This window comes from Streptomyces sp. NPDC015131, from assembly GCF_043079975.1.
Lineage (GTDB): Bacteria > Actinomycetota > Actinomycetes > Streptomycetales > Streptomycetaceae > Streptomyces.
The window spans coordinates 106,720-133,566 of the sequence record NZ_JBIBVB010000009.1 but is presented as its reverse complement, the minus strand read 5'-3'; the positions used below and the strand labels follow the sequence as shown (position 1 = coordinate 133,566).

The 26,847-nt window shown below is 73.5% G+C and carries 26 protein-coding genes, 1 pseudogene and 1 riboswitch; of the genes and pseudogenes, 23 read left to right on the top strand and 4 right to left on the bottom strand.

What is annotated here, in order from left to right; genetic code table 11:
• The first annotated feature begins 27 nt into the window (after nt 1-27).
• The 11 genes from lepB (ACF08D_RS30415) (at nt 28) to ACF08D_RS30365 (ending at nt 9,804) form a co-directional block, all read left to right on the top strand.
• Nucleotides 28-903, top strand: coding sequence for a signal peptidase I (gene lepB / locus ACF08D_RS30415; RefSeq protein WP_392227296.1), 876 nt, complete (start codon nt 28-30; stop codon nt 901-903).
• Nucleotides 896-2,005, top strand: coding sequence for a signal peptidase I (gene lepB / locus ACF08D_RS30410; protein ID WP_392227295.1), 1,110 nt, complete (start codon nt 896-898; stop codon nt 2,003-2,005). The genes lepB (ACF08D_RS30415) and lepB (ACF08D_RS30410) overlap by 8 nt, the downstream gene beginning before the upstream one ends.
• 46 nt (nt 2,006-2,051) lie before the next feature.
• Nucleotides 2,052-2,837, top strand: a complete 786-nt coding sequence (gene lepB / locus ACF08D_RS30405; RefSeq protein WP_392227444.1) for a signal peptidase I — start codon at nt 2,052-2,054, stop codon at nt 2,835-2,837.
• A 143-nt stretch (nt 2,838-2,980) separates the two neighbouring features.
• Nucleotides 2,981-3,766 carry a signal peptidase I gene (gene lepB, locus ACF08D_RS30400; protein WP_392227293.1) on the top strand — a complete coding sequence of 262 codons (786 nt, stop codon included), beginning with the start codon at nt 2,981-2,983 and terminating at the stop codon, nt 3,764-3,766.
• Nucleotides 3,753-4,253: an NUDIX hydrolase gene (locus ACF08D_RS30395; RefSeq protein ID WP_392227291.1), complete on the top strand. Its 501-nt coding sequence runs from the start codon at nt 3,753-3,755 to the stop codon at nt 4,251-4,253. Before lepB (ACF08D_RS30400) ends, ACF08D_RS30395 begins: the two co-directional genes overlap by 14 nt.
• A 55-nt stretch (nt 4,254-4,308) precedes the next feature.
• The gene (locus tag ACF08D_RS30390) at nt 4,309-4,617 is read left to right on the top strand and encodes a DUF2469 domain-containing protein (RefSeq protein ID WP_005311352.1); all 309 of its coding nucleotides are present in this window, start codon (nt 4,309-4,311) and stop codon (nt 4,615-4,617) included.
• A 232-nt stretch (nt 4,618-4,849) separates the two neighbouring features.
• Nucleotides 4,850-5,212, top strand: a complete 363-nt coding sequence (locus tag ACF08D_RS30385) for a YraN family protein (protein WP_392227289.1) — start codon at nt 4,850-4,852, stop codon at nt 5,210-5,212.
• Nucleotides 5,212-6,819, top strand: coding sequence for a YifB family Mg chelatase-like AAA ATPase (locus ACF08D_RS30380; protein WP_392227287.1), 1,608 nt, complete (start codon nt 5,212-5,214; stop codon nt 6,817-6,819). Before ACF08D_RS30385 ends, ACF08D_RS30380 begins: the two co-directional genes overlap by 1 nt.
• 79 nt (nt 6,820-6,898) lie before the next feature.
• Nucleotides 6,899-8,068 carry a DNA-processing protein DprA gene (gene dprA / locus ACF08D_RS30375; RefSeq protein ID WP_392227285.1) on the top strand — a complete coding sequence of 390 codons (1,170 nt, stop codon included), beginning with the start codon at nt 6,899-6,901 and terminating at the stop codon, nt 8,066-8,068.
• Between the two features lie 285 nt (nt 8,069-8,353).
• Nucleotides 8,354-9,190 carry an RNA polymerase sigma factor WhiG gene (gene whiG, locus ACF08D_RS30370; RefSeq protein WP_392227283.1) on the top strand — a complete coding sequence of 279 codons (837 nt, stop codon included), beginning with the start codon at nt 8,354-8,356 and terminating at the stop codon, nt 9,188-9,190.
• Nucleotides 9,191-9,243: 53 nt separating this feature from the next.
• Nucleotides 9,244-9,804 carry a TetR/AcrR family transcriptional regulator gene (locus ACF08D_RS30365; protein ID WP_392227442.1) on the top strand — a complete coding sequence of 187 codons (561 nt, stop codon included), beginning with the start codon at nt 9,244-9,246 and terminating at the stop codon, nt 9,802-9,804.
• A 547-nt stretch (nt 9,805-10,351) separates the two neighbouring features.
• Here ACF08D_RS30365 and ACF08D_RS30360 read toward each other — a convergent pair.
• Nucleotides 10,352-10,858 (bottom strand): M23 family metallopeptidase, encoded by a 507-nt coding sequence (locus ACF08D_RS30360; RefSeq protein ID WP_392227440.1) that lies wholly within the window; start codon nt 10,856-10,858, stop codon nt 10,352-10,354.
• Between the two features lie 25 nt (nt 10,859-10,883).
• Between ACF08D_RS30360 and ACF08D_RS30355 the strand changes: the two genes are divergently transcribed.
• The 10 genes from ACF08D_RS30355 to ACF08D_RS30310 all read left to right on the top strand — a co-directional run bounded on the left by ACF08D_RS30355 (nt 10,884) and on the right by ACF08D_RS30310 (nt 21,377).
• Nucleotides 10,884-11,054, top strand: coding sequence for a hypothetical protein (locus tag ACF08D_RS30355; protein ID WP_392227460.1), 171 nt, complete (start codon nt 10,884-10,886; stop codon nt 11,052-11,054).
• Between the two features lie 217 nt (nt 11,055-11,271).
• Nucleotides 11,272-12,180 carry a 30S ribosomal protein S2 gene (gene rpsB, locus ACF08D_RS30350; protein ID WP_392227281.1) on the top strand — a complete coding sequence of 303 codons (909 nt, stop codon included), beginning with the start codon at nt 11,272-11,274 and terminating at the stop codon, nt 12,178-12,180.
• Between the two features lie 98 nt (nt 12,181-12,278).
• Nucleotides 12,279-13,115, top strand: a complete 837-nt coding sequence (gene tsf, locus ACF08D_RS30345; protein ID WP_392227279.1) for a translation elongation factor Ts — start codon at nt 12,279-12,281, stop codon at nt 13,113-13,115.
• 158 nt (nt 13,116-13,273) lie between these two features.
• Nucleotides 13,274-14,038 carry a UMP kinase gene (gene pyrH, locus ACF08D_RS30340; RefSeq protein ID WP_392227277.1) on the top strand — a complete coding sequence of 255 codons (765 nt, stop codon included), beginning with the start codon at nt 13,274-13,276 and terminating at the stop codon, nt 14,036-14,038.
• A 158-nt stretch (nt 14,039-14,196) separates the two neighbouring features.
• Entirely contained in the window at nt 14,197-14,754 is a 558-nt protein-coding gene (frr, locus tag ACF08D_RS30335) for a ribosome recycling factor (RefSeq protein WP_392227275.1), read from the top strand.
• Nucleotides 14,754-16,040, top strand: a complete 1,287-nt coding sequence (locus tag ACF08D_RS30330) for a phosphatidate cytidylyltransferase (RefSeq protein ID WP_392227273.1) — start codon at nt 14,754-14,756, stop codon at nt 16,038-16,040. Before frr ends, ACF08D_RS30330 begins: the two co-directional genes overlap by 1 nt.
• Nucleotides 16,041-16,229: 189 nt before the next feature.
• Complete coding sequence (rlmN, locus tag ACF08D_RS30325) at nt 16,230-17,342, top strand: 23S rRNA (adenine(2503)-C(2))-methyltransferase RlmN (RefSeq protein WP_392227271.1); 1,113 nt, start codon at nt 16,230-16,232, stop codon at nt 17,340-17,342.
• A 29-nt stretch (nt 17,343-17,371) separates the two neighbouring features.
• Nucleotides 17,372-17,492, top strand: a riboswitch (TPP riboswitch).
• A 77-nt stretch (nt 17,493-17,569) separates the two neighbouring features.
• Nucleotides 17,570-18,667, top strand: a complete 1,098-nt coding sequence (locus ACF08D_RS30320) for a thiamine ABC transporter substrate binding subunit (RefSeq protein WP_392227270.1) — start codon at nt 17,570-17,572, stop codon at nt 18,665-18,667.
• 86 nt (nt 18,668-18,753) lie between these two features.
• A complete protein-coding gene (locus ACF08D_RS30315; protein ID WP_392227438.1) occupies nt 18,754-20,358 on the top strand; it encodes an ABC transporter permease in 1,605 nt (534 codons plus the stop codon).
• Nucleotides 20,359-20,360: 2 nt separating this feature from the next.
• A complete protein-coding gene (locus ACF08D_RS30310) occupies nt 20,361-21,377 on the top strand; it encodes an ABC transporter ATP-binding protein (protein ID WP_392227268.1) in 1,017 nt (338 codons plus the stop codon).
• A 39-nt stretch (nt 21,378-21,416) separates the two neighbouring features.
• On the opposite strand, the gene ACF08D_RS30305 is transcribed toward ACF08D_RS30310, so the two are convergent.
• Together ACF08D_RS30305 and ACF08D_RS30300 are read right to left on the bottom strand one after the other, a co-directional pair.
• A complete protein-coding gene (locus ACF08D_RS30305) occupies nt 21,417-22,085 on the bottom strand; it encodes a response regulator (RefSeq protein WP_392227266.1) in 669 nt (222 codons plus the stop codon).
• Nucleotides 22,079-23,274 (bottom strand): annotated as a pseudogene (locus ACF08D_RS30300) (sensor histidine kinase). Before ACF08D_RS30300 ends, ACF08D_RS30305 begins: the two are co-directional and overlap by 7 nt.
• A gap of 142 nt (nt 23,275-23,416) precedes the next feature.
• Here ACF08D_RS30300 and ACF08D_RS30295 point away from each other — a divergent pair.
• Complete coding sequence (locus tag ACF08D_RS30295) at nt 23,417-24,565, top strand: glycosyltransferase 87 family protein (RefSeq protein WP_392227264.1); 1,149 nt, start codon at nt 23,417-23,419, stop codon at nt 24,563-24,565.
• The gene (locus ACF08D_RS30290; protein ID WP_392227262.1) at nt 24,499-25,623 is read left to right on the top strand and encodes a glycosyltransferase family 4 protein; all 1,125 of its coding nucleotides are present in this window, start codon (nt 24,499-24,501) and stop codon (nt 25,621-25,623) included. Before ACF08D_RS30295 ends, ACF08D_RS30290 begins: the two co-directional genes overlap by 67 nt.
• Here ACF08D_RS30290 and ACF08D_RS30285 read toward each other — a convergent pair.
• Nucleotides 25,620-26,825, bottom strand: a complete 1,206-nt coding sequence (locus ACF08D_RS30285; protein ID WP_392227260.1) for a serine hydrolase domain-containing protein — start codon at nt 26,823-26,825, stop codon at nt 25,620-25,622. The two genes, ACF08D_RS30290 and ACF08D_RS30285, sit on opposite strands and share 4 nt — an antisense overlap.
• Nucleotides 26,826-26,847: the final 22 nt, after the last annotated feature.

Below are 26,847 nucleotides of genomic sequence, written 5' to 3'. Positions count from 1 at the left end.
AGCGGAGCCGGATACCATCGGGCACCGATGGACACCGAAGCACAGCACACCGAGCGCGACCGCCCCTCCGAAGCGGAGGAGCGGTCGCGCTCCGTGCATTTCCGGCGGGCCGCCTGTGCCGTCTTCCGGCGGCGCTACGCGCTGACCGGCCTCGCGTGCGCGGTGTTCCTGCTGCTGTTCGCCCACTTCGTGATCCAGCCCTTCCAGATCCCCAGCCGCTCCATGGAACCCACCCTGCGCACCGGGGACCGGGTACTGGTCAACAAGTTGGCGTACCGTTTCGGTTCCGGGCCCGGCCGGGGCGACGTGATCGTCTTCGACGGCACCGGCTCCTTCGTCCAGGAGGCGCCGGAGACCAACCCGGTCGCCGGACTGCTGCACGGGGCGGCCGCGGCCCTCGGGCTCACCGAGCCCGCCGACACCGACTTCGTCAAGCGCGTCGTGGGCGTCGGTGGCGACCGCGTGACGTGCTGCGACAAGGGGGGAAGGGTCGAGGTGAACGGCGTACCCGTGGACGAGGACTACCTGCACCCCGGCGACACACCCTCCCAGGTGCCCTTCGACATCGTTGTGCCCGAGGGGACCCTCTGGGTCATGGGGGACCACCGCAGCCACTCGCGCGACTCCCGCGACCACCTCGGCTCCCCGGGCGGCGGCATGGTCCCCGTCGACAAGGTGATCGGGCGCGCCGACTGGATCGGCTGGCCCCTCGGCCGCTGGGCGACCGTGCACCGGGCCGCCGCCTTCCGTGACGTACCGGAGCAGGCGGCGTCGGCGTCGGGAGACGGGGCTGTACGGGAGTCGGTGGCGGCGCCCGGGCACGCGCGCGTGCCGGTGGCCGCGGGGCCGGGCGGGCGAGGCGTACGGGAGCCGGTGGCGGGGCAGGGCGGGAGCCATGGGTAACCGCGGCAAGCAAGGCAGCCACCGGGCCGACACCCGGCTGCCCACCGGATCACGGCCCACGGACGGCGGCAGATCCCTCCCGGGCCGCGCGGAGCGCCGCAAACTCGCCCGCAAGGTCAAACGGCGCCGGCGCCGGACCGCCGTCAAGGAGATACCCGTCCTCATCACGGTGGCGCTGCTCATCGCCCTCGTCCTGAAGACCTTCCTGGTGCAGGCGTTCGTGATCCCGTCCGGCTCCATGGAGCAGACCATCCAGATCGACGACCGGGTCCTGGTGGACAAGCTCACCCCGTGGTTCGGCTCGCGGCCGGAGCGCGGGGACGTCGTCGTCTTCAAGGACCCCGGCGGCTGGCTCCAGGAGGAGCAGAAGCCCAGGGAGGACGACCCGGTCGTCGTCAAGCAGGTGAAGCAGGCCCTCACCTTCATCGGACTGCTGCCCTCCGAGGACGAACAGGACCTGATCAAGCGGGTCGTCGCGGTCGGCGGGGACACCGTGAAGTGCTGCGACGCGGAGCGCCGGGTCACCGTCAACGGCGTACCCCTCACCGAGCCGTACCTGAACCCCGGGGACGTCCCCTCCACCATCCCCTTCGAGGTGCGGGTGCCGCCCGGCCGGATCTTCGTGATGGGCGACCACCGGTCGAACTCGGCGGACTCGCGCTTCCATCTGAACGAGCAGTACCAGGGCACCGTCTCCGAGCAGGAGGTCGTCGGACGCGCGGTCGTCATCGCCTGGCCCTTCGACCACTGGCGCAAACTGGAGGAGACGGACACCTTCGCCTCCGTCCCGGACGCGCGGGCGGGGGCGGCGACGGCGCTCGGCGCGTCGCATAGTGTGTCCTTCCGGAATGTGAACGGATTGACCGGGTTCCCGACCCCTGCGGAACTCCCGCTCGTTATGGGAGTGGTGGGCCTGTCCCTGCTGTGGGCCAGGCGGTTGCACGGAGTGAGGAGTGGATGTGGGGGATTTGGCGGTCGGAGCACGATCCGGACACGACGAGCCCGAGAAGAGGCCCGGCGGATTCGGACGGCCTTCTCCTTCCGGCCCCGTCGAGGAGCCCCCGTCCGCGAACGGTCCGGGCGAGAACGACGGCGCCGGTGACGGAGGCCCCGAGGAGCCCAGGAAGCAGCGTTCCTTCTGGAAGGAGCTGCCGCTCCTCATCGGTATCGCGCTGCTGCTGGCGCTGCTGATCAAGACGTTCCTGGTGCAGGCGTTCTCGATTCCCTCGGACTCGATGATGAACACGCTGCAGCGCGGTGACCGGGTGCTGGTCGACAAGCTGACCCCGTGGTTCGGCTCCGAGCCCGAGCGCGGCGAGGTCGTCGTCTTCCACGACCCGGGCGGCTGGCTGGAGGGTGAGCCCACCCCCGAGCCGAACGTGATGCAGAAGTTCCTCAGCTTCATCGGCCTCATGCCGTCCGCCGAGGAGAAGGACCTGATCAAGCGGGTCATCGCGGTCGGCGGCGACACCGTGAGCTGCAAGAAGGGCGGCAAGGTCGTCGTCAACGGCAAGACGCTGGACGAGACCTCGTACATCCACCCCGGCTCCACGCCCTGCGACGACGAGCCGTTCGGGCCGATCAAGGTCCCCGAGGGCCGTATCTGGGTCATGGGCGACAACCGCCAGAACAGCCTGGACTCCCGCTACCACCAAGAGCTCCCCGGCAGCGGCACGGTCGCCAACGACCAGGTCGTCGGGCGGGCCGTCGTGGTGGCCTGGCCGGTCACCCGCTGGTCCACCCTCCCGGTGCCCGACACCTTCGACCAGCCCGGCCTGAACGCGGCCGGTGCCGCGGCTGCGGCCGGTGTGGCCCAGCTGGCCGGACCGGGCGCGCTGGGCCTGGCCACCGCCCTGCCCGTGGTCCTGTGGCGGCGCAGGCGCCGCGACGCGGGCGCGGACGTGCGCGGGGGCGGCCGGGGCGACGGCGCCTGAGGTCCGGGCGGGTGCTCGCAGGGCGCCCGACGGCTCGGGCGGGCGTGGGCCCGGGCGGTTTCCGGCGGGCATACCGCCGGGCAGGGCGCCACGGGTAGGGTGCGATCCCGGATCGTCGATCTCCGAAGGTGGGGAGCGCTGGGATGGGCAGGAACGATACGACGGGCGACGGCCGCGGCCGTCTCGGCAGCGCACTGTCGGGACTGGCCGTGGCCGTCGGCTGTGTGCTCTTCCTCGGCGGCTTCGTCTGGGGCGCCGTCGAGTACCAGCCGTACACCGTGCCCACGGAGTCGATGGCGCCGACCGTCGACTCGGGCGACCGGGTGCTGGCACAGCGGATAGACGGCGCCGAGGTGCGGCGCGGGGACGTCGTCGTCTTCAAGGACCCGGCCTGGGGCGACCTGCCGATGGTCAAGCGCGTCGTCGGCGTGGGCGGCGACACCGTCGCGTGCTGCGACGGCGGCGGCCGGCTGACGATCAACGGCAAGCCCGTGGAAGAACCGTATCTGCGCTCGTCCGGCCCGGCCTCCCTGACGAAGTTCAACGCCGCCGTACCCGCCGGGAAGCTGTTCCTGCTCGGTGACGAGCGCGGCACCTCCCAGGACTCCCGCGTCCACCTCCAGGACGCCGGCCACGGAGCCGTACCCCGGGGCTCGGTGAGCGCACGGGTGGACGCCGTGGCGTGGCCGCCCGGCGAGATGGTCGACCGGCCGGAGGGCTTCGCCGCCCTGCCCGGGGGCGTGTCGCGGCCAGGCCCCGTGAAGCTGGTCGTCGGATCGGTGGTGGCCGGCATGGTGCTGATCCTGGGCGGCGCCGCGTACGGGCCGGTCGCGCGCCGCCTCTCCCGGCCGGGCCGGAACCGCGGAGCGGGCGGGGGAGCGGGTTCGGGCGGGGGCCGGGGCGCGGCGGAGGCGGGTGCCCGTGGCTGAGGAGACGCCCCTGCGGCGGGTGGCCCGGGTCGTCCTGCTCGACCCCCAGGACCGCATCCTGCTGCTGCACGGGTACGAGCCGGACGACCCGTCCGACACCTGGTGGTTCACGCCCGGAGGTGGCGTGGAGGGCGACGAGACCCGGGAGGAGGCCGCCCTGCGCGAGCTGGCCGAGGAGACCGGCCTCACCGACGTCCGGCTCGGCCCGGTGGTGTGGCAGCGGATCTGCTCGTTCCCCTTCGCGGGACGGCGCTGGCACCAGGACGAGTGGTACTACCTGGCCCGGACGACCCGTACCGAGGTGGCCCTCGGCGCGCTCACCGAGCTGGAGACCCGCAGTGTCACGGGGCTGAGGTGGTGGACCTCCGCCGAACTGTCGGCGGCCCGTGAGACGGTGTACCCGACACGACTCGCCGGGCTGCTGCGCACGCTGCTCGACGAGGGACCCCCTGCCGCGCCGGTGGTCCTGGCCCCGGAAATCGTCTAGGGGCCCGGGACACTGGCGCACAATGGGGGGACGCACGGCTGAAGGGGAACATGCCATGAGCGCCGAGGACCTCGAGAAGTACGAGACCGAGATGGAGCTGAAGCTCTACCGGGAGTACCGCGATGTCGTCGGTCTGTTCAAATACGTGATCGAGACCGAGCGCCGCTTCTACCTCACCAATGACTACGAGATGCAGGTGCACTCGGTGCAGGGCGAGGTGTTCTTCGAGGTGTCCATGGCCGACGCGTGGGTCTGGGACATGTACCGGCCGGCGCGGTTCGTCAAGCAGGTGCGTGTGCTGACGTTCAAGGACGTGAACATCGAGGAGCTCAACAAGAGCGACCTGGAGCTGCCCGGCAGCTGATCCGGCCGGGGGGACTGGGCCCCGGGGGCGCCGTCGCCTCCGGGTGGACTCCGCTTCCGGGGTGCCGTCGCCTCGGCGCTCCGCCGGGTTCTGTGCCGGCCGCCCAGCCGTGAGGCGCCGTGCCGGGATTCCCTCGTGTGGGGGACGGAGTTTTCCCCAACGGGCCGGTTGTCCACCAAGATCCACAAGCCTGCCGCCATTCCGTCACAGTCGGTGACGGAGGTGGTGCCGGATGAACGCGACGAGGGCACTCGGGCGGTACGGCGAAGAGCTGGCGGTCCGCCGGCTCGGTGAGGCCGGGATGGCCACGCTGGCCAGGAACTGGCGGTGCGGGCGCGCCGGAGAGATCGACATCGTGGCCCGCGACGGTGACACGGTGGTCGTCTGCGAGGTCAAGACCCGCAGAGAGTGCGGCTTCCAGCACCCCATGGCGGCCGTGACACCCGCCAAGGCCGCCCGGCTGCGGCGGCTCGCCGCCTGCTGGCTGGAGCGGCACGGCGGCGCACCACCGGGCGGCATCCGCATCGACCTCGTCGGCGTGCTGCTGCCCCGGCGCGGCGCACCCGTCGTGGAGCACGTGCGGGGGGTGGCCTGATGGGGTTCGCACGGACGTGCTCGGTCGCCCTGGTCGGCGTCGAAGGCGTGGTCGTCGAGGTCCAGGCGGACCTGGAACCGGGCGTCGCGGCCTTCACCCTGGTGGGGCTGCCCGACAAGAGCCTGATCGAGAGCCGGGACCGGGTGCGGGCGGCGATCGTCAACTCGGGCGCGGAGTGGCCGCAGAAGAAGCTCACGGTCGGGCTCAGCCCCGCCTCGGTACCGAAGGGCGGCTCAGGTTTCGACCTCGCTGTGGCGGCGGCCGTCCTCGGCGCGGCCGAGCGGGTCTCCCCCCGGGCCATCGCCGACCTCGTCCTCATCGGCGAGCTGGGCCTCGACGGACGGGTACGACCGGTGCGGGGCGTCCTGCCGGCGGTCCTCGCCGCCGCCGAGGCCGGCTACCAGCAGGTCGTCGTCCCCGAGCAGACCGCGGGCGAGGCCGCCCTGGTCCCCGGCGTCTCCGTGCTCGGCGTCCGCACCCTGCGGCAGCTGATCGCCGTGCTGGCGGACGAACCCGTACCCGACGAGGAGCCCGACGACGAGGGGCGACCCGACGCCATCCTGGCCGGACTGTTCGTCCCGGGCGCCGGCGTGGGCACCGGACTGAGCCCCGACCCCGTGGATGGACCCGACCTCGCGGACGTCGCCGGGCAGCGGCCGGCGCGCGTCGCCCTGGAAGTCGCGGCGGCGGGCGGGCACCACCTGCTGCTCTCCGGACCACCGGGCGCCGGCAAGACCATGCTGGCCGAACGGCTGCCGAGCATCCTGCCACCGCTGACCCGCCAGGAGGCGCTGGAGGTCACCGCCGTCCACTCGGTGGCCGGCATCCTCCCGCCCGGGGAACCCCTGGTGCACCGGCCGCCGTACTGCGCCCCGCACCACTCGGCCACCATGCAGTCCCTCGTCGGCGGCGGCAACGGCCTGCCCAGGCCCGGAGCGGTCTCCCTCGCACATCGCGGCGTGCTCTTTCTGGACGAAGCGCCGGAATTCTCCGGAAAAGCGCTGGACGCCCTGCGGCAGCCCCTCGAATCCGGACACGTCGTCGTGGCCCGCAGCGCAGGCGTGGTCCGGCTGCCCGCACGGTTCCTCATGATCCTCGCGGCCAACCCCTGCCCCTGCGGACGGCACACCCTCACCGGAGCCGGCTGCGAATGCCCCGCATCGGTGATCCGCCGCTACCAGGCCCGGCTCTCGGGACCCCTGCTCGACCGGGTCGACCTCCGCGTCGAGGTGGAACCGGTCACCCGCGCCGACCTGCTCGGCCAGGGCGGACGCGGCGAATCCACCGAAACGGTCGCCGCACGAGTACGGGAAGCCCGGGCACGCGCCGCCACCCGCCTCACCGGCACCCCATGGCACGTCAACTGCGAGGTCCCCGGCCACGAACTCCGCACCCGCTGGCACGCCGCACCCGGCGCCCTCGCCGCCGCCGAGCGCGACATCGAACGGGGCCTGCTCACCGCCCGCGGCCTCGACCGCGTCCTCCGGGTCGCCTGGACCATCGCCGACCTCGCGGGCCGCGACCGCCCGGACGCCGACGACGTCCACCTGGCACTGGAACTCCGCACCGGCATCGCCCGAGGAGCGCCCCTGCCCGTAGGGCCGTGAAGTCCATGAAGTGAGCAGAAACGGGGCCGGATCACGGCGGCCCCGATCAAGGGGGAACGACGACCCATGGGGGAGAGGCATGACCGAGAGGGTGAACGAACACGAGCGACAGGCCCGCGCGGCGTTGACGCGGGTCGTCGAACCGGGTGACGAACACGGCGGACGGTGGCTGCGCGAACTGGGCGCCGCGGAACTGCTCCGCCGCCTGACCTCCGCACCCCACGAGGACGGCATCCTCACCGGAGTCGGAGACCTGCGCCTCCAGGGCTACCGAAAACGAGCGGCGCGCGCCGATCCCGAACGGGACCTCGCAGCCGTCGCCGCCTGCGGCGGGCGGTTCGTCGTCCCCGGCGACCCCGAGTGGCCCACCCAGCTCGACGACCTCGGCGACGCCCGGCCCATCGGCCTCTGGGTACGCGGGCGGTCCGACCTGCGACGCTGGGCGCTCCGCTCCGTCGCCCTCGTCGGCGCCCGGGCCTGCACACCGTACGGGGCGCACATGGCGGCCACCCTCGCCTCCGGCCTCGCCGAACGCGGCTGGGTCGTCGTCTCCGGCGCCGCCTTCGGCGTGGACGGCGCCGCGCACCGGGGCGCGCTGGCCTCCGGCGGGGCCACCGTCGCGGTACTCGCCTGCGGAGTCGACGTCGTCTACCCGCGCGGCCACACCCAGCTCATCGCCCGCATCGCGGAACAAGGCCTCGTCATCGGCGAGTTGCCACCGGGATCCCACCCCACCCCCAGCCGGTTCATCCTCCGCAACCGGGTCATCGCCGCACTCACACGAGGCACCGTCGTCGTCGAAGCCGAATACCGCAGCGGCTCCCTCGTCACCGCCCGGGCGGCACAGCGGCTCGGCCGGTTCACCATGGGCGTCCCCGGACCGGCCACCAGCGGACTCTCGGCCGGAGTGCACGAACTGCTGAGAGGCGAGGCCGAGCTGGTCACCGACGCCGCCGAGATCGCCGAACTGATCGGCGACATCGGAGACCTCGCACCCGCCCGACGCGGCCCGGTACTGCCCCGCGACCTCCTCGACCCGGCCGGCGCACGCGTACTCGAAGCCATGCCCCCACGAGGGACAACCGCCCGCACCGACGACATCGCCCACGACGCCGGCACCACCACCGACGAAGCACTCGGCAGGCTCTACGAACTCCACGCACTGGGCTTCGTCGAGCGGCACGGCGACCGCTGGCGGCTCACCCGCTCGGCGACACATCGCCCGGATGCCCGGCGAGGCGGTCCTTGACCGGCAGCATTCGGGTGACAGGCTGACCCCGATGACCTCCGCAGCTCACCCGGCGACACCCGAGGTTCCGGCTCCGCCGCCGTCGGCCACACGAGCACGTATCGAAGATGCGGCCGACGGCCCCCTCCCACGGAGTCACGATCCGGTGGCCTTCACGCAACGCGACACCGCAGTCGCGCTACGCTCGCGAGACTTACCCCCTCCGCACCCCGCTAACGTCCCCGCCCCCTCGTCCTCTCCACCGTCCCGTCCCCCCTCGCACCCCAGAACGGCTCAAGGCGACGCATGCCCCAGCACACCTCCGGGTCCGACCGCGCAGCGGTGCCCCCCGCCGCCCGGGGCACCATGCGCCCGGCCGCGCCCTCGTCGGTCGACGAGCTGTGGCGGTCGTACAAGGACACGGGCGACGAGCGACTGCGGGAACAACTGATCCTGCACTACTCGCCCCTGGTGAAGTACGTCGCCGGCCGGGTCAGCGTCGGCCTGCCGTCCAACGTCGAGCAGGCCGACTTCGTCTCCTCCGGAGTCTTCGGCCTCATCGACGCGATCGAGAAGTTCGACATCGAGCGGTCGATCAAGTTCGAGACGTACGCCATCACCCGCATCCGCGGCGCGATGATCGACGAACTGCGCGCCCTCGACTGGATCCCCCGCTCCGTCCGCCAGAAGGCGCGGGCCGTGGAACGCGCCTACGCCACCCTGGAGGCCGGCCTGCGGCGCACCCCCTCGGAGAGCGAGGTCGCCTCCGAAATGGGCATCGCCCTGGAGGAACTGCACGCCGTTTTCAGCCAGTTGTCCCTGGCGAACGTCGTCGCCCTCGAAGAACTCCTCCACGTCGGAGGCGAGGGCGGCGACCGGCTCAGCCTCATGGACACCCTCGAGGACACCGCCGCGGACGACCCCGTCGAAGTCGCCGAGGACCGGGAGCTCAGACGGCTGCTCGCCCGCGCCATCAACACCCTCCCCGAGCGTGAGAAGACCGTCGTCACGCTCTACTACTACGAGGGCCTGACCCTGGCCGAAATCGGCAACGTCCTGGGCGTCACCGAGAGCCGGGTCAGCCAGATCCACACCAAGTCGGTACTCCAGCTGAGGGCCAAGCTGGCCGACGCGGGACGCTGAAGCCGAACAGGCGGTCGTAAAGTGGAGCCGTGCCCAGGATTCGAGCGGCCTCCGTGGCCGAGCACCGGACCATGCAGCGCGGCGCCCTGCTGGACGCCGCGCGTTCCCTGTTGTCCGAAGGCGGGACGGAGGCGCTGACCTTCCCCGCCCTCGCCGAGCGCACCGGCCTCGCCCGGTCGTCCGTGTACGAGTACTTCCGCTCCCGCGCGGCCGTCGTCGAAGAACTCTGCGCCGTCGACTTCCCCGTGTGGGCGGCAGAGGTCGAAGCCGCCATGCAGGCGGCCCAGACACCCGAGGGCAAGGTCGAGGCGTACGTCCGGACCCAGCTCGCCCTCGTCGGCGACCGGCGGCACCGGGCCGTCGTCGCGATCTCCGCCCGTGAACTGGACGACGGGGCCCGCGAAAAGATCCGCGCCGCACACGGCGGACTCGTCGCCATGATCGTCGAAGCCCTGGCCGAACTGGGCCAGGCACAGCCGAGGCTCGCCGCCATGCTGCTCCAGGGCGTCGTCGACGCGGCGGTGCGCCGGATCGAACTCGGTGCGGCGGAGGACCCCACCGAGATCGCCGAGACGGCCGTCTCCATGGCCCTCCGGGGCGTACGCGGCGCGTAACGCTCCGCGGCGGGGCTTTCGCGGGCGGGGTAGGCATCCGCGCCCCCACGCCCCGGGTACGCCAAGCCGCCGAGCGCCGGTGCACAGGGTCGGCCGCCCGCCCCGGGCGCCCCGCTGAGTACGGGAGGCCCCGCAGTGGTGCGCCGTTGCCTGCGCGGGACCTGAGCGTCAGGCCCCGGTCCCATCAGGGAGGGGGCCCTCCCCCCCCGCCCCCCTCCCCCCCACCCACCCCGCCTCCCCCTCCCGCCACGCATACGGCAGCGCAGTGCCACCGCCTCCGGTCCCTGGCTGCGCCCCTGCCCGCAACCGACCGGGCCCCCCGCCTGCCCAGGCACCCGCGCCCCCCGCCTGCCCAGGCACCCGCGCCCCGCCTGCCCGGGAACCCGCAACCAGCCACCCGGCTAGGCGCCCACGTCCGCCACCCCCCGGCCAGGCACCCGCGCCCCCCGCCTGCCCAGGCACCCGCGCCCCGCCATTCCTGGCCGGATGCCCCGTGCTGGGCACCCACGCCCCCTGGCCGGCCCACTGGCTGAAGACCCGCCCCCGGTCAAGCACCCACCTCCGCCCCTACCTCCCTCCAGCTCCCACCCCCGCCCCGAATCCCGCCCCGAACTCCACCCCCGCCCCCACCCCCGTCCCCGCCCCCCGGCCCGCTCACCGGCAGTAGCCGTGAGGGTGCCCGGCGGATCAGGTTCAGTGGGTTCAGGTAGGTGTCCGCGCGGCGCAGGCCCCAGTGGAGGCAGCCCGTGGCGCAGTGCGTGGGGCCTCCGGTCACTTCGGCCACCACTTGGCCGACCGGGACGTCGGCGCCCGGGGGGACGAGGGGGCGTACCGGTTCGTAGGTGGTGCGCAGGGGCGGGGTGCCGGTGTGGGGGTGGGTGAGGGTCAGGACGCCCCGGCCCGCGACGGGGCCGGCGAAGGTGACGCGGCCGGCCAGTGGGGCGCGGATCGGGGTGCCGGGCGGGGCGGCGAGGTCGACGCCGCGGTGGCCCGGCCCGTAGGGGGAGGCTGGAGGCTCCCAGCCTCGTTCGATCTCGGGGCGCGGTGGGCCCACGGGCCAGCGGGAGCCTGTGGCCGGAGTGACCGAGGCGATCGGGGTGACCGAGGCCCGGATGTTCGGGGTGGCCGGGACCAGCGCGGTGAGCGCCGTCAGGAGCAGCCCGCAGGTCGTCGTTGTCGTGATCGTCGTCGTGATCGTGGTCGTGGTGTGCATGGAGTCACTGTGGCCCGGCCCGGGCGGGTCGCGCTGATCTTGGTCCGGGCCTGTGGACAACCGGCCGGTTGTGGACAGCGCCGTCACCCGGCGCTGCCGGGGTCCCGTACACTTCTTCTGGCGACCCGGGCCACCCGGGTCGACTTCGCACGCCCCGCCACCTCCCTCACGAGTCGTGGCAGCGCTCTTCGGTCCATTCGTGGCACAGCGCGTCGGGGCGTCAGGACACAACCGAGAACCAAGGAGATACGGCCATGGCCGTCGTCACGATGCGGGAGCTGCTGGAGAGCGGCGTCCACTTCGGTCACCAGACCCGTCGCTGGAACCCGAAGATGAAGCGCTTCATCTTCACCGAGCGCAACGGCATCTACATCATCGACCTGCTCCAGTCGCTGTCGTACATCGACCGCGCCTACGAGTTCGTCAAGGAGACCGTCGCGCACGGCGGCTCCATCATGTTCGTCGGTACGAAGAAGCAGGCCCAGGAGGCCATCGCCGAGCAGGCGACGCGCGTCGGCATGCCGTACGTCAACCAGCGCTGGCTGGGCGGCATGCTCACCAACTTCTCGACCGTCTACAAGCGTCTGCAGCGCCTCAAGGAGCTGGAGGCCATCGACTTCGACGACGTCGCGGCCTCGGGTCTGACCAAGAAGGAGCTCCTGGTCCTCTCGCGCGAGAAGGCCAAGCTGGAGAAGACCCTCGGCGGTATCCGCGAGATGCAGAAGGTGCCGAGCGCCGTCTGGATCGTCGACACCAAGAAGGAGCACATCGCCGTCGGTGAGGCGCGCAAGCTCCACATCCCGGTCGTCGCGATCCTCGACACCAACTGCGACCCCGACGAGGTCGACTACAAGATCCCGGGCAACGACGACGCGATCCGCTCCGTCACCCTGCTCACCCGCGTGATCGCCGACGCCGTCGCCGAGGGCCTCATCGCCCGTTCCGGTGCCGCGACCGGTGACCAGAAGCCGGGCGAGAAGGCCGCGGGCGAGCCGCTGGCCGAGTGGGAGCGCGACCTGCTCGAGGGCGGCGAGAAGAAGGCCGACTCGGACGAGGCCGAGAAGCCGGCCGAGGCCGCCGCGGAGGCTCCGGCCGCCGAGGCTCCCGCCGCTGCTGAGGCTCCGGCCGCCGAGGCTCCGGCCGCGGACGCCGAGCAGGCCTGACCTTCAGGTTCGGATCGACGGCGGGGGCGCGTGCCGCTCCCGCCGTCCACCCGTAGATCTTCGTAGATCTTCCAGACTTCGAAAGAGACTCACAGATCATGGCGAACTACACCGCCGCTGACGTCAAGAAGCTCCGCGAGCTCACCGGCGCCGGCATGATGGACTGCAAGAAGGCGCTCGACGAGTCCGAGGGCAACGTCGACAAGGCCGTCGAGGCGCTGCGCATCAAGGGCCAGAAGGGCGTCGCCAAGCGCGAGGGCCGTTCCGCCGAGAACGGTGCCGTCGTCTCGGTGATCGCCGACGACAACACCTCGGGTGTCATCGTCGAGCTGAAGTGCGAGACGGACTTCGTCGCCAAGGGCGAGAAGTTCCAGAGCGTCGCGAAGGCCCTCGCCGAGCACGTCGCCAAGACGTCCCCCGCCGACATCGAGGCGCTGCTCGCGTCCGAGATCGAGGCCGGCAAGACCGTCCAGGCGTACGTCGACGAGGCCAACGCCAACCTCGGCGAGAAGATCGTCCTGGACCGCTTCGCGCAGTTCTCCGGTGGTTACGTCGCGGCGTACATGCACCGCACGATGCCCGACCTGCCGCCGCAGATCGGTGTCCTCGTCGAGCTCGACAAGGAGAACGCCGAGGTCGCCAAGGGCATCGCGCAGCACATCGCCGCGTTCGCCCCGAAGTACCTCTCCAAGGAGGACGTGCCGGCCGAGGTCGTCGAGGCCGAGCGTCGTGTCGCCGAGGAGACCACCCGTGCCGAGGGCAAGCCCGAGGCCGCGCTCCCGAAGATCGTCGAGGGTCGCCTCAACGGCTTCTTCAAGGACGCCACCCTCCTGGGTCAGCCGTACGCGCTGGACAACAAGAAGTCCGTCCAGAAGGTCCTGGACGAGGCCGGTGTCACCCTGAAGCGCTTCAGCCGCATCAAGGTCGGCATCTGAGCCGGTACGCGCTCGACACGGGATCCCGCTAGGGTTTTCCCAGTGGACGGTCGGTCGCGTGAGCGCCGGCGGCCACAGATCTGACGAGGAGGCCATTGCCGTAGGGACAGCAGACCCACCGGCAATGGCCTTCTTCGTATGTGCACGAGGAGATCTCCATGAACCAGGGCGCCGCACAGGGCGACGACAACACCGGTAAAAAGGCCGGCCGCTTCATGCTGAAGCTGTCCGGCGAGGCGTTCGCCGGCGGGGGCGGCCTCGGCGTCGATCCCGACGTCGTACACGCCATCGCGCGCGAGATCGCGGCGGTCGTCCGGGACGGCGCGGAGATCGCGGTCGTCATCGGCGGCGGCAACTTCTTCCGCGGCGCGGAGCTGCAGGTGCGCGGCATGGACCGGGCCCGCTCCGACTACATGGGCATGCTCGGCACGGTGATGAACTGCCTCGCCCTCCAGGACTTCCTGGAGAAGGAGGGCATCGACTCCCGGGTCCAGACGGCCATCACCATGGGCCAGGTCGCCGAGCCGTACATCCCGCTGCGCGCGGTGCGGCACCTGGAGAAGGGACGCGTCGTGATCTTCGGCGCGGGCATGGGCATGCCGTACTTCTCCACCGACACCACCGCCGCCCAGCGTGCCCTGGAGATCGACGCGGAAGCTCTCCTCATGGGCAAGAACGGGGTGGACGGGGTGTACGACTCCGACCCCAAGGCCAACCCGGACGCGGTGCGGTTCGACGCGCTGGAGTACGGCGAGGTGCTCTCCCGCGACCTCAAGGTCGCCGACGCCACCGCCATCACCCTCTGCCGCGACAACAACCTCCCGATCCTCGTCTTCGAGCTGCTCGCGGCGGGCAATATCGCCCGGGCCGTGAAGGGTGAGAAGATCGGCACTCTCGTGAGCGACCAGGGCACCAGGAGCTGAGCCCCGGATCCGCGGGCGGCCGGCACCGGCCTCCCGGGGTGCCCCGCGAGGGGATGGACAAAGCCCTGCCGGTCGGACACCGTGCAGGGAACAGACGCGACGCAGGTTCCGCAGCCCTTTGTACGCCGGGCCTACTCATAGACACGCAGGAGCAAGTGGTGATCGAAGAGACCCTCCTCGAGGCAGAGGAGAAGATGGAGAAGGCCGTCCTGGTCGCCAAGGAGGACTTCGCCGCGATCCGTACGGGACGTGCGCACCCGGCCATGTTCAACAAGATCGTGGCCGAGTACTACGGCGCGATCACGCCGATCAACCAGCTGGCGTCGTTCTCCGTGCCGGAGCCGCGCATGGCCGTGGTGACCCCGTTCGACAAGAGCGCGCTGCGCAACATCGAGCAGGCCATCCGCGACTCGGACCTGGGCGTCAACCCGAGCAACGACGGCAACATCATCCGTGTGGTGTTCCCGGAGCTGACCGAGGAGCGCCGCCGCGAGTACATCAAGGTGGCCAAGGGCAAGGCGGAGGACTCGAAGATCTCGATCCGCTCGGTGCGCCGCAAGGCCAAGGAGACGATCGACAAGCTCGTCAAGGACGGCGAGGTCGGCGAGGACGAGGGCCGCCGCGCGGAGAAGGAGCTCGACGACACCACCGCGAAGTACGTCACGCAGGTGGACGAGCTGCTCAAGCACAAGGAAGCCGAGCTGCTCGAGGTCTGATGAACGACTCATCCTGGGGGGCCCCGCCGAGAGGCGGTCAGTGGGGTCCGCCCGACCAGGGGTACCACCCGGGGTTCGCCCCGGCGGCCCCGGCGGGTCCCGCCTACGACGGGCATGAGGCACAGCAGACTCGGCCCATGCCCATCGTGCCCGACGTTCCCGCCGGCGGAGACTCCGGTGGAGACCAGGACGACCGCGACCGGGGGACCGCTCCGCAGAGCGGTCCCCCGTTCCGCGACGAGACGCCGCGGCGGCCGGGGTTCCGGCAGCCGCACCGGCCCGACGGCGGCGCGCAGGAGCCCCTGCCCGGCGCGCAGCCTGAAGCGCCCCGGCCGGGGCCGCCCGGACCGGGGGCGCCGCAGCCCCCGGAGTGGTCCGGCGCGGAGCAGCCCCCGCAGCGGCCGGGCGCCGAGCGGCCCGGTGCCGAGCAGCCGGGTGCCGAGCAGCCGGGCGCGCGGGGCAGGCAGAAGAAGCGGGCCGGCCGGGACCTGCGGGCGGCCATAGGGGTCGGCGTCGGCCTGGGCGCGGTGATCGTCGCGTCGCTGTTCGTGGTCAAGGCCGTGTTCGTCGGGGTGATCGCCGTCGCCGTGGTGGTCGGCCTGTGGGAGCTGACGTCCCGCCTCCAGGAGCGCAAGGGCATCCGGGCGCCGCTGGTGCCGCTCGCCGTGGGCGGCGCGGCCATGGTGGTCGCCGGGTATGTGCGGGGCGCCGAGGGCGCCTGGGTCGCCATGGCCCTGACGGCGCTCGCGGTGCTGGTGTGGCGGATGACCGAACCGCCGGAGAACTATCTGCGGGACGTCACGGCCGGGGTGTTCGCCGCCTTCTACGTGCCGTTCCTGGCGACGTTCGTGGCGATGATGCTCACCGCGGACGACGGTCCGTGGCGGGTGCTGACGTTCCTGCTGCTGACGGTGGTCAGCGACACCGGCGCGTACGCCGTCGGCTGGCGTTTCGGCCGGACGAAGCTGGCGCCGCGCATCAGCCCCGGCAAGACCCGTGAGGGCCTGCTGGGAGCGGTGGCGTTCGCGATGGCGGCGGGCGCGCTGTGCATGGAGTTCGCCATCGACGGCGGCACCTGGTGGCAGGGGCTGCTGCTGGGCCTCGCGGTCGCGGCCAGCGCCACGCTGGGCGACCTCGGCGAGTCCATGATCAAGCGGGACCTGGGCATCAAGGACATGGGGACGCTGCTGCCCGGCCACGGCGGCATCATGGACCGGCTGGACTCCCTGCTGCCGACCGCCCCGGTGGTGTGGCTGCTGCTGGTGGTGTTCACCGGCTCGGGCTGACCCCGCCGAGGGGCGCCGCCGCCCGCCGGATCTCCGGCGGGACGGGCCGCGGCGCCGTCCGGTTACCCTGGAAGGGCTCGCCGCACCGGCGCGGCGGGCCCTTTCGGCTCCGCGCCCCGCGCGGGGATCATCCGGTGAGGTCTCCCGGCTCCCGTACCGCGGCCTCGTCCTACTGAGGAGTACCAGGTCATGCCACGCCCCGCCCCGGGAGAGCTCACCTTCGTCGCCCCGCGCGGAGCCACGAAGCCGCCGCGCCACCTCGCCGACCTGACGCCCGCCGAGCGCAAGGAGGCCGTCGCCGCGATCGGTGAGAAGCCGTTCCGCGCCAAGCAGCTCTCCCAGCACTACTTCGCGCGGTACGCGCACGACCCGGCGCAGTGGACGGACATCCCCGCCGCGTCCCGGGAGAAGCTGGCGGGCGAGCTGCTGCCCGACCTGATGTCGGTCGTCCGGCACATCTCGTGCGACGACGACACCACCCGCAAGACGCTGTGGCGGCTGCACGACGGGACGCTGGTCGAGTCGGTGCTGATGCGGTATCCCGACCGGGTCACCATGTGCATCTCCTCGCAGGCGGGCTGCGGCATGAACTGCCCGTTCTGCGCCACCGGCCAGGCCGGCCTCGACCGGAACCTGTCGACGGCCGAGATCGTGCACCAGATCGTGGACGGCATGCGCGCCCTGCGGGACGGCGAAGTGCCGGGCGGCCCGGCGCGGCTGTCCAACATCGTCTTCATGGGCATGGGCGAGCCGCTCGCCAACTACAAGCGGGTCGTCGGCGCGATCCGCCGCCTCACCGACCCCGAGCCGGACGGGCTCGGGCTGTCGCAGCGCGGCATCACCGTCTCCACCGTCGGCCTCGTCCCGGCCATGCTGCGCTTCGCCGACGAGGGCTTCAAGTGCCGCCTCGCCGTCTCGCTGCACGCCCCCGACGACGAGCTGCGCGACACCCTCGTGCCGGTGAACACCCGCTGGAAGGTCCGCGAGGTGCTGGACGCCGCCTGGGAGTACGCCGAGAAGTCGGGCCGCCGCGTCTCCATCGAGTACGCCCTGATCCGCGACATCAACGACCAGGCATGGCGCGGCGACCTCCTGGGCCGGCTGCTCAAGGGCAAGCGCGTCCACGTCAACCTGATCCCGCTCAACCCGACGCCCGGCTCCAAGTGGACCGCGTCCCGCCCCGAGGACGAGAAGGCGTTCGTGGAGGCCATCGCCTCCCATGGCGTCCCGGTCACCGTCCGTGACACCCGCGGGCAGGAGATCGACGGCGCCTGTGGACAGCTGGCGGCCGCCGAGAGGTGAGCTTGTACTCTGGGCTCGAACACACCTGCATATTCCGACAGGGGAGCGCCACAGCGCTGAGAGTGCGGTCGCCGCGTGCAGCACGCGGGCCGCAGACCCTCTGAACCTCGCCCAGGTCATTCTGGGTAGGAAGTTCGGTCGTTACTCGAGCTGTTGCGCCCTGCCCGCCGGACGGATCCGGTGGGCAGGGCCGCGTCTCTTCCTGGTCACACCCAGGAGGAACATCAGTGAGCACCACCACGAAGATCGCGGTCGGCGCCCTCGCCGCCGCGCTGGGCGTCACCACGCTCACCGCCTGCGGCGGTGACTCCGGCTCGGCCGGCGGCGACGGCGGCGCGAAGAAGCCGAAGACCGTGACGCTCGTCAGCCACGACTCCTTCAACGCCTCCCCGGCCGTCCTGAAGGAGTTCACCCGGCAGACCGGCTACACCGTCAAGGTCCTCAAGAGCGGCGACGCCGGCGAGGCCGTCAACAAGGCGATCCTCACCAAGGGCGCCCCGCAGGGCGACGTCTTCTTCGGCGTCGACAACACCCTGCTGTCCCGCGCGCTGGACAACGGCCTGTTCGAGCCGTACGAGGCCAAGGGCCTGGAGCGGGTCCCCGACGCCGTGCAGCTCGACAAGGGCGAGCACCGGGTGACCCCCGTCGACACCGGCGACATCTGCGTCAACTACGACAAGAAGTACTTCGCGGACAAGAAGCTGGCGCCGCCGAAGACCTTCGACGACCTCGCGAAGCCCGCCTACAAGGACCTCCTCGTCGTCGAGAACCCCGAGCGCTCCTCGCCCGGCCTCGGCTTCCTGCTCGGTACCGCCGCCCGGTACGGCGACGACGGCTGGCAGGACTACTGGAAGAAGCTCAAGGGCAACGGCGTGAAGGTCGTCGACAGCTGGGAGCTGGCCTACAACCAGGAGTTCTCCGGCTCCGCCGGCGGCCGGAAGGCGGGCGGCGACCGGCCGCTCGTCGTGTCGTACGCCTCCAGCCCGCCCGTCGAGGTGCTGTACGCCGACCCGCGGCCCACCGTGGCGCCGACCGGTGTGGCCACCGGCACCTGCTTCCGCCAGACCGAGTTCGCGGGCCTGCTGACCGGGGCGAAGAACCCCGACGGCGGCAAGGCCCTGATCGACTTCCTGATCGGCAAGAAGTTCCAGGAGGACATGCCGCTCCAGATGTTCGTGAACCCCGTCGCGAAGGACGCCGTCCTGCCCGAGCTGTTCACCCGGCACGGCGTCACGGTGGCCGACCCGTACACCGTCGCCGCCGGGAAGATCGCCCAGAAGCGCGACGGGTGGATCCAGGCATGGACCCCGCTCGTCCTGAAGTGACCCGGCCCGCAACGGCCCGGCCCACCGCCCCCCGGTCCGGCACCGGCCGGACCGGGGCCCGCGGCGGCGCGCTGCGGGCCGGGCTGATGGCCCTGCCCGTGGCGTTCTTCGCCGTCTTCTTCGCCTACCCCGTCGCCGCCATCACCGGCCGCGGGCTGCGCGCCGAGGACGGGGCCTGGCAGTTCGGGCGGCTCGGGGAGGTCCTCGGCCGACCGGACATCCTGGACGTGCTGTGGTTCACCACCTGGCAGGCGCTCGCCTCCACCGCGCTCACCCTGCTGATCGCGCTCCCCGGGGCGTATGTCTTCGCCCGCTTCGCCTTCCCCGGCAAGCAGGTCCTCCGGGCGGTCGTCACCGTGCCGTTCGTCCTGCCGACCGTCGTCGCCGGCACCGCGTTCCTCGCTGTCCTCGGCCGGGGCGGCCTGCTCGACGACCTGTGGGGCGTCCGGCTCGACACCACCGTGTGGGCCATCCTCCTCGCGCACGTCTTCTTCAACTACGCCGTCGTCGTCCGCACGGTCGGCGGCCTGTGGGCGCAGCTCGACCCCCGGCAGGAGGAGGCCGCCCGGGTCCTCGGCGCGTCCCGGCTCGGCGCCTGGCGGCGGGTGACCCTGCCCGCGCTCGGCCCCGCCGTGGCCGCCGCCGCGCTGATGGTCTTCCTCTTCACGTACACCTCCTTCGGCATCGTGCAGATCCTCGGCGGGCCCGCCTACCGGACGCTGGAGTCGGAGATCTACCGGCAGACCGCGCAGCTCCTCGACCTGCCGACCGCCGCGGTGCTGACGCTGGTCCAGTTCGCCGCCGTCGGCGCCATCCTCGCCGTCCACGCCCGGACGGTACGCCGGCGGGAGACCGCGCTGCGGCTGGTCGACCCGGCGCTCACCGCCCGCCCGCCGCGCGGAGCCGGGCAGTGGGCGCTGCTCGGCGGCGTCCTGCTCACCGTGGTGCTGCTGCTCCTGCTGCCGCTCGCGGTGCTCGTCCAGCGCTCCTTCGGCGGCGGGCTCGGCTACTACCGGGCCCTCCAGGACGCCGGCGCGAGCGGCGGCACCTTCCTCGTCCCGCCCGTCGAGGCCATCGGCAACTCCCTCCAGTACGCCCTGGCCGCCACCGCGATCGCCCTGGTGATCGGCGGCCTCGCCGCGGCGGCCCTCACCCGGCGCGCCGGGAAGGTGGTGCGGGGCTTCGACGCCCTGCTGATGCTGCCGCTCGGGGTGTCCGCCGTCACCGTCGGCTTCGGCTTCCTGATCACCCTGGACGAGCCGCCGCTGGACCTGCGCTCGTCGTGGATCCTGGTGCCGCTCGCCCAGGCCCTGGTCGGCGTCCCCTTCGTCGTACGGACCATGCTGCCGGTGCTGCGCGCGGTGGACGCCCGGCTGCGCGAGGCCGCCGCGGTGCTCGGCGCCTCGCCGTGGCGGGTGTGGCGCGAGGTGGACCTGCCGCTGGTGCGGCGGGCGCTGCTGGTCGCGGCCGGGTTCGCGTTCGCGGTGTCCCTCGGCGAGTTCGGGGCGACCGTCTTCATCGCCCGCCCCGACAACCCGACCCTGCCGGTCGCCGTCGCCCGGCTCCTCGGCCGCCCCGGCGACCTCAACTACGGCCAGGCGATGGCCCTCTCGACGATCCTGATGGTGGTGTGCGCGGTGTCCCTGCTGCTCCTCGAACGCATCCGTACCGACCGCCCCGGGGAGCTGTGACCATGCTCGCCCTGACCGGCGTCACCGTACGCTTCGGCACCCGGACGGCCCTGGACGCAGTGTCCCTGGACGTCGCCGACCACGAGACCGTGTGCGTCCTCGGGCCCAGCGGCAGCGGCAAGTCGACCCTGCTGCGGGTGGTGGCCGGGCTCCAGCCGGTGGACTCCGGGCGGGTCCTGCTCGACGGCGCCGACCAGGCGGGCGTGCCCGTGCACCGGCGCGGCGTCGGGCTGATGTTCCAGGACCACCAGCTGTTCCCGCAGCACGACGCCGGTGGCAACGTCGCCTTCGGGTTGCGCATGCGCGGCGCGTCCCGCCGGGAGCGGGCCGCCCGGGTCGCCGAGCTGCTGGACCTCGTCGGCCTGCCCGGCGCCGAACGGCGGGCCGTCGCCGCCCTGTCCGGCGGCGAGCAGCAGCGCGTCGCCCTCGCCCGCGCGCTCGCCCCCAGCCCCCGGCTGCTGATGCTCGACGAACCGCTCGGCCAGCTCGACCGGGGGCTGCGGGAGCGGCTCGTGGTCGAGCTGCGGCAGCTGTTCGGGCGGCTCGGCACCACCGTGCTGGCCGTCACCCACGACCAGGGCGAGGCGTTCGCGCTCGCCGACCGGGTCGTGGTGATGCGCGACGGCCGCATCGCCCAGAGCGGTACGCCGCTGGAGGTGTGGCAGCGCCCCGCCTCCGAGTTCGTCGCCCGGTTCCTCGGCTTCGACAACGTGGTCGCGGCGACGGTGACCGGCGAGGCGGCCGACACCGCGTGGGGCAAGGTCCCGGTGCCCGCCGGATCCGCCCAGGGCGCCGCCCGCCTCCTGGTGCGCCCCGCCGGTGTACGGCTCGGCGACCCCGCCGAAGGGCTGCGGTGCACGGTCGAGGGCCGCACCTTCCGCGGCCACCACGTGGCGGTACGGCTCCGCCCGGAGACCGGCCCGCCCCTGGAGGCCGAGTGCGCCCTGCGCGACGCGCCCGAGGTGGGCGCGGTCATCGGGGTGACCTTCGCCCCGGACGAGGTCGTGGTCCTGGACTGACGGTGGGCGGCACGGGGGTACGCCGGATGCGCCGGTGCGTCAGCCCGGTCGCCCGCCCGGCAGGACCAGCCCCAGCTCGTACGCCAGGATCACCGCCTGCGCCCGGTCGCGCAGGCCCATCTTGGCGAACAGCCGGTTGATGTGGGTCTTCACGGTGTGATCGGTGATGGTCAGCGCGTCCGCGATCTCCGCGTTCGACAGGCCCCGCGCGATCAGCACCAGCACCTCGGCCTCCCGCGCCGTCAGACCGTCCACCGGCCGCGGCGGCAGCACCCCCGCCCGCTGCCGGGCGAACTCGGCGACCAGCCGCCGCGTCACCCCCGGCGCCAGCAGCGCGTCGCCCCGCGCCACCACCCGTACCGCGTGCAGCAGCTCCGGGAACGTGGCGTCCTTCAGCAGGAACCCGCTCGCCCCCGCCACCAGCGCGTCGTACACGTACTCGTCCAGGTCGAACGTCGTCAGCATCAGCACCCGGGTCGCGCCGCCCGGCGCGGCGAGGATCTCGCGGGCCGCCGAGATGCCGTCCCTGTGCGGCATCCGGATGTCCAGCAGCGCCACGTCCGGCCGCTGCTCGGCGGCCACCCGGACCGCCTCCGCCCCGTCCGCCGCCTCGCCCACCACCTCGATGTCGTCCTGCGTCGCCAGCAGGTTCACGAACCCGGTGCGGACGACCGCCTGGTCGTCGGCGACGATCGCCCGGATCACCACGGCAGCTCCGCCCGCACCACGAAACCCCCGCCCGGCCCCGGCCCGGTCCGCACCCGCCGAGCAGCGCGGCACGCTCCCGCATCCCGGCCAGACCGTGCCCCGCGCCGTCCCCCTCCCCGGCACGGGGGCCGGGCGGCCCCGGCCCGTCGTCCGCGACGCACAGCGTCAGCCGGTCCGCCCCGTACTCCACCACCACCTCCGTGCGCGCCCCCGGCGCATGGCGCCGCACATTGGTCAGCGCCTCCTGGACGATGCGGTACGCCGACAGCTCCCACCCGGCCGGCAGCGCGACCCGCGTCCCGCACACCCGCAGAACGGCCCGCCCGCCCACCGCCCGGTGCTGCTCCACCAGCTCCTCCAGCCCCGCCAGCGTCGGCTGCGGCGCCGTCGCCGCCCGGTCGTCCGGCCGGGTGCGCAACACCCCCAGCAGGCGGCGCAGTTCGGTCATCGACGCCCGGGCCGTGCCCGCGATCTGCTGGAGCGCCTCCCGCGCCTGCGGCGACAGGCCGGGCGTGGTGTACGTCGCGCTCTCCGCCTGCACCGCGATCATCGACACCGAGTGCGCCACCACGTCGTGCAACTCCCGCGCTATCGCCGCCCGTTCCGCCTCCGCCGCCTGCCGCCGCTCCATCGCGAGCAGCCGCTCCTGCGCGGCGGCCCGTTCGTCCCGCGCCTCCTCACGCGCGCGTACCGCGTCCCCGGCGCACACCGCGCCCAGCACCACCACCGTCAGCAGCAGCGTCTCGGCGTACAGGCCCCGGTCGAACCGGTCCGCCACGGCCGGCGCCGGGTTGCCCGCCGGCGGCAGGCCCGCCCACTTCTGGATGTGCACCAGGTTCACCCCCAGCGACGCCAGCGCCCCGGCACCCACCAGCACCGCCGGATGCTGCACCCGGTGCCTGCCCAGCGTGTAGAACCCCGCCAGCCCGCTCACCATCGTCACCAGGTACAGGCTCAGATGGGCGCCGAAGCCGACGAACGCGGCGGCCACCGTCAGCAGCGCCACCTCGGGGCGCGCCCGGCGCCACATCAGCGACGCCGACGACACCAGGATCGCGCCCGCCACCCACACCGACCCCGGGAACAGGGCCAGTTCAAGGACCGTCAGGCCGGTGAGGGCGGCCCCGCTGACCCAGGGGTAGGCGGGGGAGGCCACCGCCCCGCGGACGGTTCGGACGAGCACGTTCATGGTTCCGATTGTCCCGGGTGCCCGCGCCGCGCGCGTCGGAGCACGGGTTGATCCCCGCGCCGGACCTCATGCCACGGGTGGAGCCGGAAGACCGGATCGCCGTACGACGCCCGGGAGTCCGGGAATTCCTAGCCTCGACGGCATGATCAGAACGAGGGCGGCACGGGCCGTCTGGGGCGGCTGCGCCGCGGTCGCCGCCGTACTGGCCGCCGTGTCGGACCTCGCCCCGCACCGGGTGTGGGGCACCGCGGCGGCCTGCGGCTACACGGCAGCGGCGCTGCTCGCGCCCCGCCGCCGGGCGGCCTGCGCCGCGGCCCTGCTGGGCGCGGTGGCCGTACCGCTGCTGCTGCTCGTCGCCACCGGGCGGGGCCAGCTGGAGACGGCCGTCGTCGAACGGTCGGGCGCCCTGCTGAGGGCGACCGGGGTGCCGTACGCCGCCGAACCGGCCGGGCTCGCCGACTACAACCCGTACCTGCCGGGGATGGCGGTCATCGGGGCGCTGCCCGGCGACCCCCGGTGGTGGACGGGCGCCGTGCTCGTCGGGGCACTGGCCGCGGCGAAGACCGTCCCGCCCCGGCTGCTCGCCCCGGTCGCGGCCTGCCCGCTGGTCGCCCTCCCGCTCGCCGTGGGCGGTGTCGACCTGCCCGTGGCCGGGCTGATGTGCCTGGGCCTCGCCCTCGCCGGACGGGGCCGCGCGGGCGGGGCGGGCCTCGCCCTGGGCGCGGCGGCGGCCCTCAAGTGGACGGCGTGGCCCGCGCTGCCGGTCGCCGTCGCCCTGCTGGCCGCCACCCGCGGCGCCCCGCACACCGGGGGCGGGGGCCGGCGCGGGGCGGCGGGGGCGCCCTGGCGGTGCGCGGGCGTGGCCGCGGCGGTCGCGGGCGGCGCCGTGCTGCCCGCGGCGGTGGCCGCCCCCTCGGCCTTCCGCGAGCACGTGCTGGCCTTCCCGCTGGGCCTCACCGGCACCACGTCGCCCGCCGCCAGCCCCTTCCCCGGCCGGCTCCTCGCCGCGCACGTGCCCGGCGGCACCGTCGCCGCGGCCGGGCTGCTCGCGGTGAGCGCCGTCCTGCTGGCCGCGTCCCTGGTCCTGCGCCCACCCCGGACGGTGCCGGAGGCGGCCCGCCGGCTCGCGCTCGGGCTGACCCTCGCCGTCGCGCTGATGCCGGCCAGCCGCTTCGGCTACCTCGTCCACCCCTTCGTCCTGCTCGTCTGCCTCAGGGGGCTCCCATGCACCGCACGCTCGTGGTCACCAACGACTTCCCGCCCCGCCAGGGAGGCATCGAGACGTTCGTGAAGGCCCTGACCGACCGCTTCCCGCCCGGCCGGGTCGTGGTGTACACCTCGGCGGAGCCGGGCGCCGCCGCGCACGACGCCGCCCTGCCGTACCCCGTCGTCCGCGACCGGACCCGGATGCTGCTGCCCACGCCCGGCGCCACCGGCCGGGCGGTCGCCCTCGCCCGCGCCCACGGCTGCGACACCGTCTGGTTCGGCGCCGCCGCGCCCCTCGGGCTGATGGCCGGCCGGCTGCGGCGCGAGGCGGGGGTGCGGCGGCTGGTCGCCACCACCCACGGCCACGAGGTCTGGTGGGCCCGCACGCCCGGCGCCCGGGGGCTGCTGCGCCGCGTCGGCGCGGGCGTGGACGCCGTCACCTTCCTGACCGCCGCCACCCGGGCGCCCATCGCCGCCGCGCTCGGCCCCGGGGCCCGGCTGGAGCGGCTCGTCCCCGGGGTGGACGCCGGCGCGTTCCGGCCCGGGGTCCCGGACCGCCGCCCCGGCCCGGACGCCCCGCCCGTCGTGCTGTGCGCCGCCCGGCTGGTGCCCCGCAAGGGCCAGGACACCCTGATACGGGCCCTGCCCCGGGTCCACGCGCGCGTGCCGGGCACCCGGCTGCTGCTCGTGGGCTCGGGCCCGTACGAGAGGAGGCTGCGGCGCCTGGCCGCCGAGCACGGTGTCACCGGCTCGGTGGACTTCGCGGGCGGACGGCCGCACAGCGCGATGCCGGACGTCTACGCCGCCGCCGACGTCTTCGCCATGCCCTGCCGCACCCGCAGGGGCGGCCTGGAGGTGGAGGGCCTCGGCATCGTCTACCTGGAGGCGGCAGCGGCCGGCCTGCCGGTCCTCGCCGGCGCCTCGGGCGGCGCGCCGGACGCCGTACGCGACGGCGAGACCGGTCGTGTCGTGGACGGCCGGGACACCCGTGTCGTCGCCGCCCGGCTGGTGGAGCTGCTGGCGGACCGCCCGGCCGCCCGCCTCATGGGCGGCCGGGGCCGCGACTGGGTGCGGCACGCCTGGACCTGGGACCGCGCGTACGACACCCTCGCCGGGCTGCTGGATCCCGGGGCGCCGCGTTAGCGCTTCAGCAGGGCGCAGACGAAGTCCTCCTCGACGGCCCGCAGCCGCTTCAGCAGCGCCGGTTTGGTGGTCTCGTTGGTCTGGGTGGTGATCGAGACGGTGACCGACCGCCGGCCGTCGGGGGTGGTGGCGGCGAACTGGGTGTAGCCGAAGAAGTTGCCCGTGTGGCCGTGCACCACACCGCAGCGGGTGGTGTACCGGAACAGTGCCAGGCCCGCCTGGTTGCGGCCCGGTCCGGGCGGGCCCGAGGAGCCGTTGACCCAGACCGTCTGCTGCTTGCGGACTGCCGGGGAGAGGAGCCGGTCGCCCGCGTAGGCGCGCATGAAGGTGTTGAGGTCCGCCGGGGTGGCGACGATGCCGCCCGAGGCCCAGACCGACGAGGCGCCGAACGTGGTGCTGACGTCCTCGGGCGGCCGGCCCGGTTCGGTGTCGTACCCGTGCAGGTAGGGACGGGGGAGCAGGTAGCCGCGCGGCAGGCTGGTCCGGCGCAGGTCCAGCGGCCGGTACACGAGGCGGCGCAGCAGCTCCTCGTACGGGGTGCCCGTCACCGCCTCGGTCATCAGGGCGACCACGATGTTGTCGGAGTTGTCGTAGCGGAAGCGGGAACCGGGCCGGAACATCAGGGGCTCGTCGGCGACGAAGTCCATCAGCCGGCGCGGGTCGAACTCCCGGCGCGGGTCGGACAGCAGCGCCTGCTGGAACTCGGGGCTCTCCGTGTAGTCCGGCAGGCCGCTGGTGTGCTGCAGCAGTTGTCGCAGCGTCACCTTGTGCCAGGCGCGCGGCAGTCGGGGCAGGCGCGTGCCGATGGTGTCGTCGAGCCGCAGCTTCCCGCGCTCCACCAGCTGGAGGGCGACCGCGCCGCTGTACGCCTTGGAGACACTGGCCAGCCGCATGTGGTCGCCGGGCCGCGGCGGGCGGCCGGACTCCACGTCGGCCACCCCCGCCCGGTACACCCGCACGTCACGGCCCCGCTGGAGCAGGGCGATCGCCCCGGGCGGGCCGCCCGGCGAGGCGACCAGGCCCTCCAGGGCCTCGCGCAGGTCGCGGTCCTCCCGGGCCGCCTGGCCCGGCTCCCCGGCGGCGACCGCCCCGGGCGGGCCGGCGAGCAGGCCCGCCGTGCAGGCTCCCGCCACGAGCAGGGCGGCGGCGAACCGCCTCCGGGTGCGGACGGGCCGTCCGCGGCGGATGGGTGCAGGGCGCATACCGGCGTACCTCTCTGGGCGT

What these genes read in the sequence shown, in the direction of transcription:
- lepB (WP_392227296.1), top strand. Translation starts at nt 28, where the DNA reads ATGGACACCGAAGCACAGCACACCGAGCGCGACCGCCCCTCCGAAGCG.
- lepB (WP_392227295.1), top strand. Translation starts at nt 896, where the DNA reads ATGGGTAACCGCGGCAAGCAAGGCAGCCACCGGGCCGACACCCGGCTG.
- lepB (WP_392227293.1), top strand. Translation starts at nt 2,981, where the DNA reads ATGGGCAGGAACGATACGACGGGCGACGGCCGCGGCCGTCTCGGCAGC.
- ACF08D_RS30390 (WP_005311352.1), top strand. Translation starts at nt 4,309, where the DNA reads ATGAGCGCCGAGGACCTCGAGAAGTACGAGACCGAGATGGAGCTGAAG.
- ACF08D_RS30385 (WP_392227289.1), top strand. Translation starts at nt 4,850, where the DNA reads ATGAACGCGACGAGGGCACTCGGGCGGTACGGCGAAGAGCTGGCGGTC.
- ACF08D_RS30380 (WP_392227287.1), top strand. Translation starts at nt 5,212, where the DNA reads ATGGGGTTCGCACGGACGTGCTCGGTCGCCCTGGTCGGCGTCGAAGGC.
- dprA (WP_392227285.1), top strand. Translation starts at nt 6,899, where the DNA reads ATGACCGAGAGGGTGAACGAACACGAGCGACAGGCCCGCGCGGCGTTG.
- whiG (WP_392227283.1), top strand. Translation starts at nt 8,354, where the DNA reads ATGCCCCAGCACACCTCCGGGTCCGACCGCGCAGCGGTGCCCCCCGCC.
- rpsB (WP_392227281.1), top strand. Translation starts at nt 11,272, where the DNA reads ATGGCCGTCGTCACGATGCGGGAGCTGCTGGAGAGCGGCGTCCACTTC.
- tsf (WP_392227279.1), top strand. Translation starts at nt 12,279, where the DNA reads ATGGCGAACTACACCGCCGCTGACGTCAAGAAGCTCCGCGAGCTCACC.
- pyrH (WP_392227277.1), top strand. Translation starts at nt 13,274, where the DNA reads ATGAACCAGGGCGCCGCACAGGGCGACGACAACACCGGTAAAAAGGCC.
- ACF08D_RS30330 (WP_392227273.1), top strand. Translation starts at nt 14,754, where the DNA reads ATGAACGACTCATCCTGGGGGGCCCCGCCGAGAGGCGGTCAGTGGGGT.
- rlmN (WP_392227271.1), top strand. Translation starts at nt 16,230, where the DNA reads ATGCCACGCCCCGCCCCGGGAGAGCTCACCTTCGTCGCCCCGCGCGGA.
- ACF08D_RS30315 (WP_392227438.1), top strand. Translation starts at nt 18,754, where the DNA reads ATGGCCCTGCCCGTGGCGTTCTTCGCCGTCTTCTTCGCCTACCCCGTC.
- ACF08D_RS30310 (WP_392227268.1), top strand. Translation starts at nt 20,361, where the DNA reads ATGCTCGCCCTGACCGGCGTCACCGTACGCTTCGGCACCCGGACGGCC.
- ACF08D_RS30295 (WP_392227264.1), top strand. Translation starts at nt 23,417, where the DNA reads ATGATCAGAACGAGGGCGGCACGGGCCGTCTGGGGCGGCTGCGCCGCG.
- ACF08D_RS30290 (WP_392227262.1), top strand. Translation starts at nt 24,499, where the DNA reads ATGCACCGCACGCTCGTGGTCACCAACGACTTCCCGCCCCGCCAGGGA.
- ACF08D_RS30285 (WP_392227260.1), bottom strand. Translation starts at nt 26,825, where the DNA reads ATGCGCCCTGCACCCATCCGCCGCGGACGGCCCGTCCGCACCCGGAGG.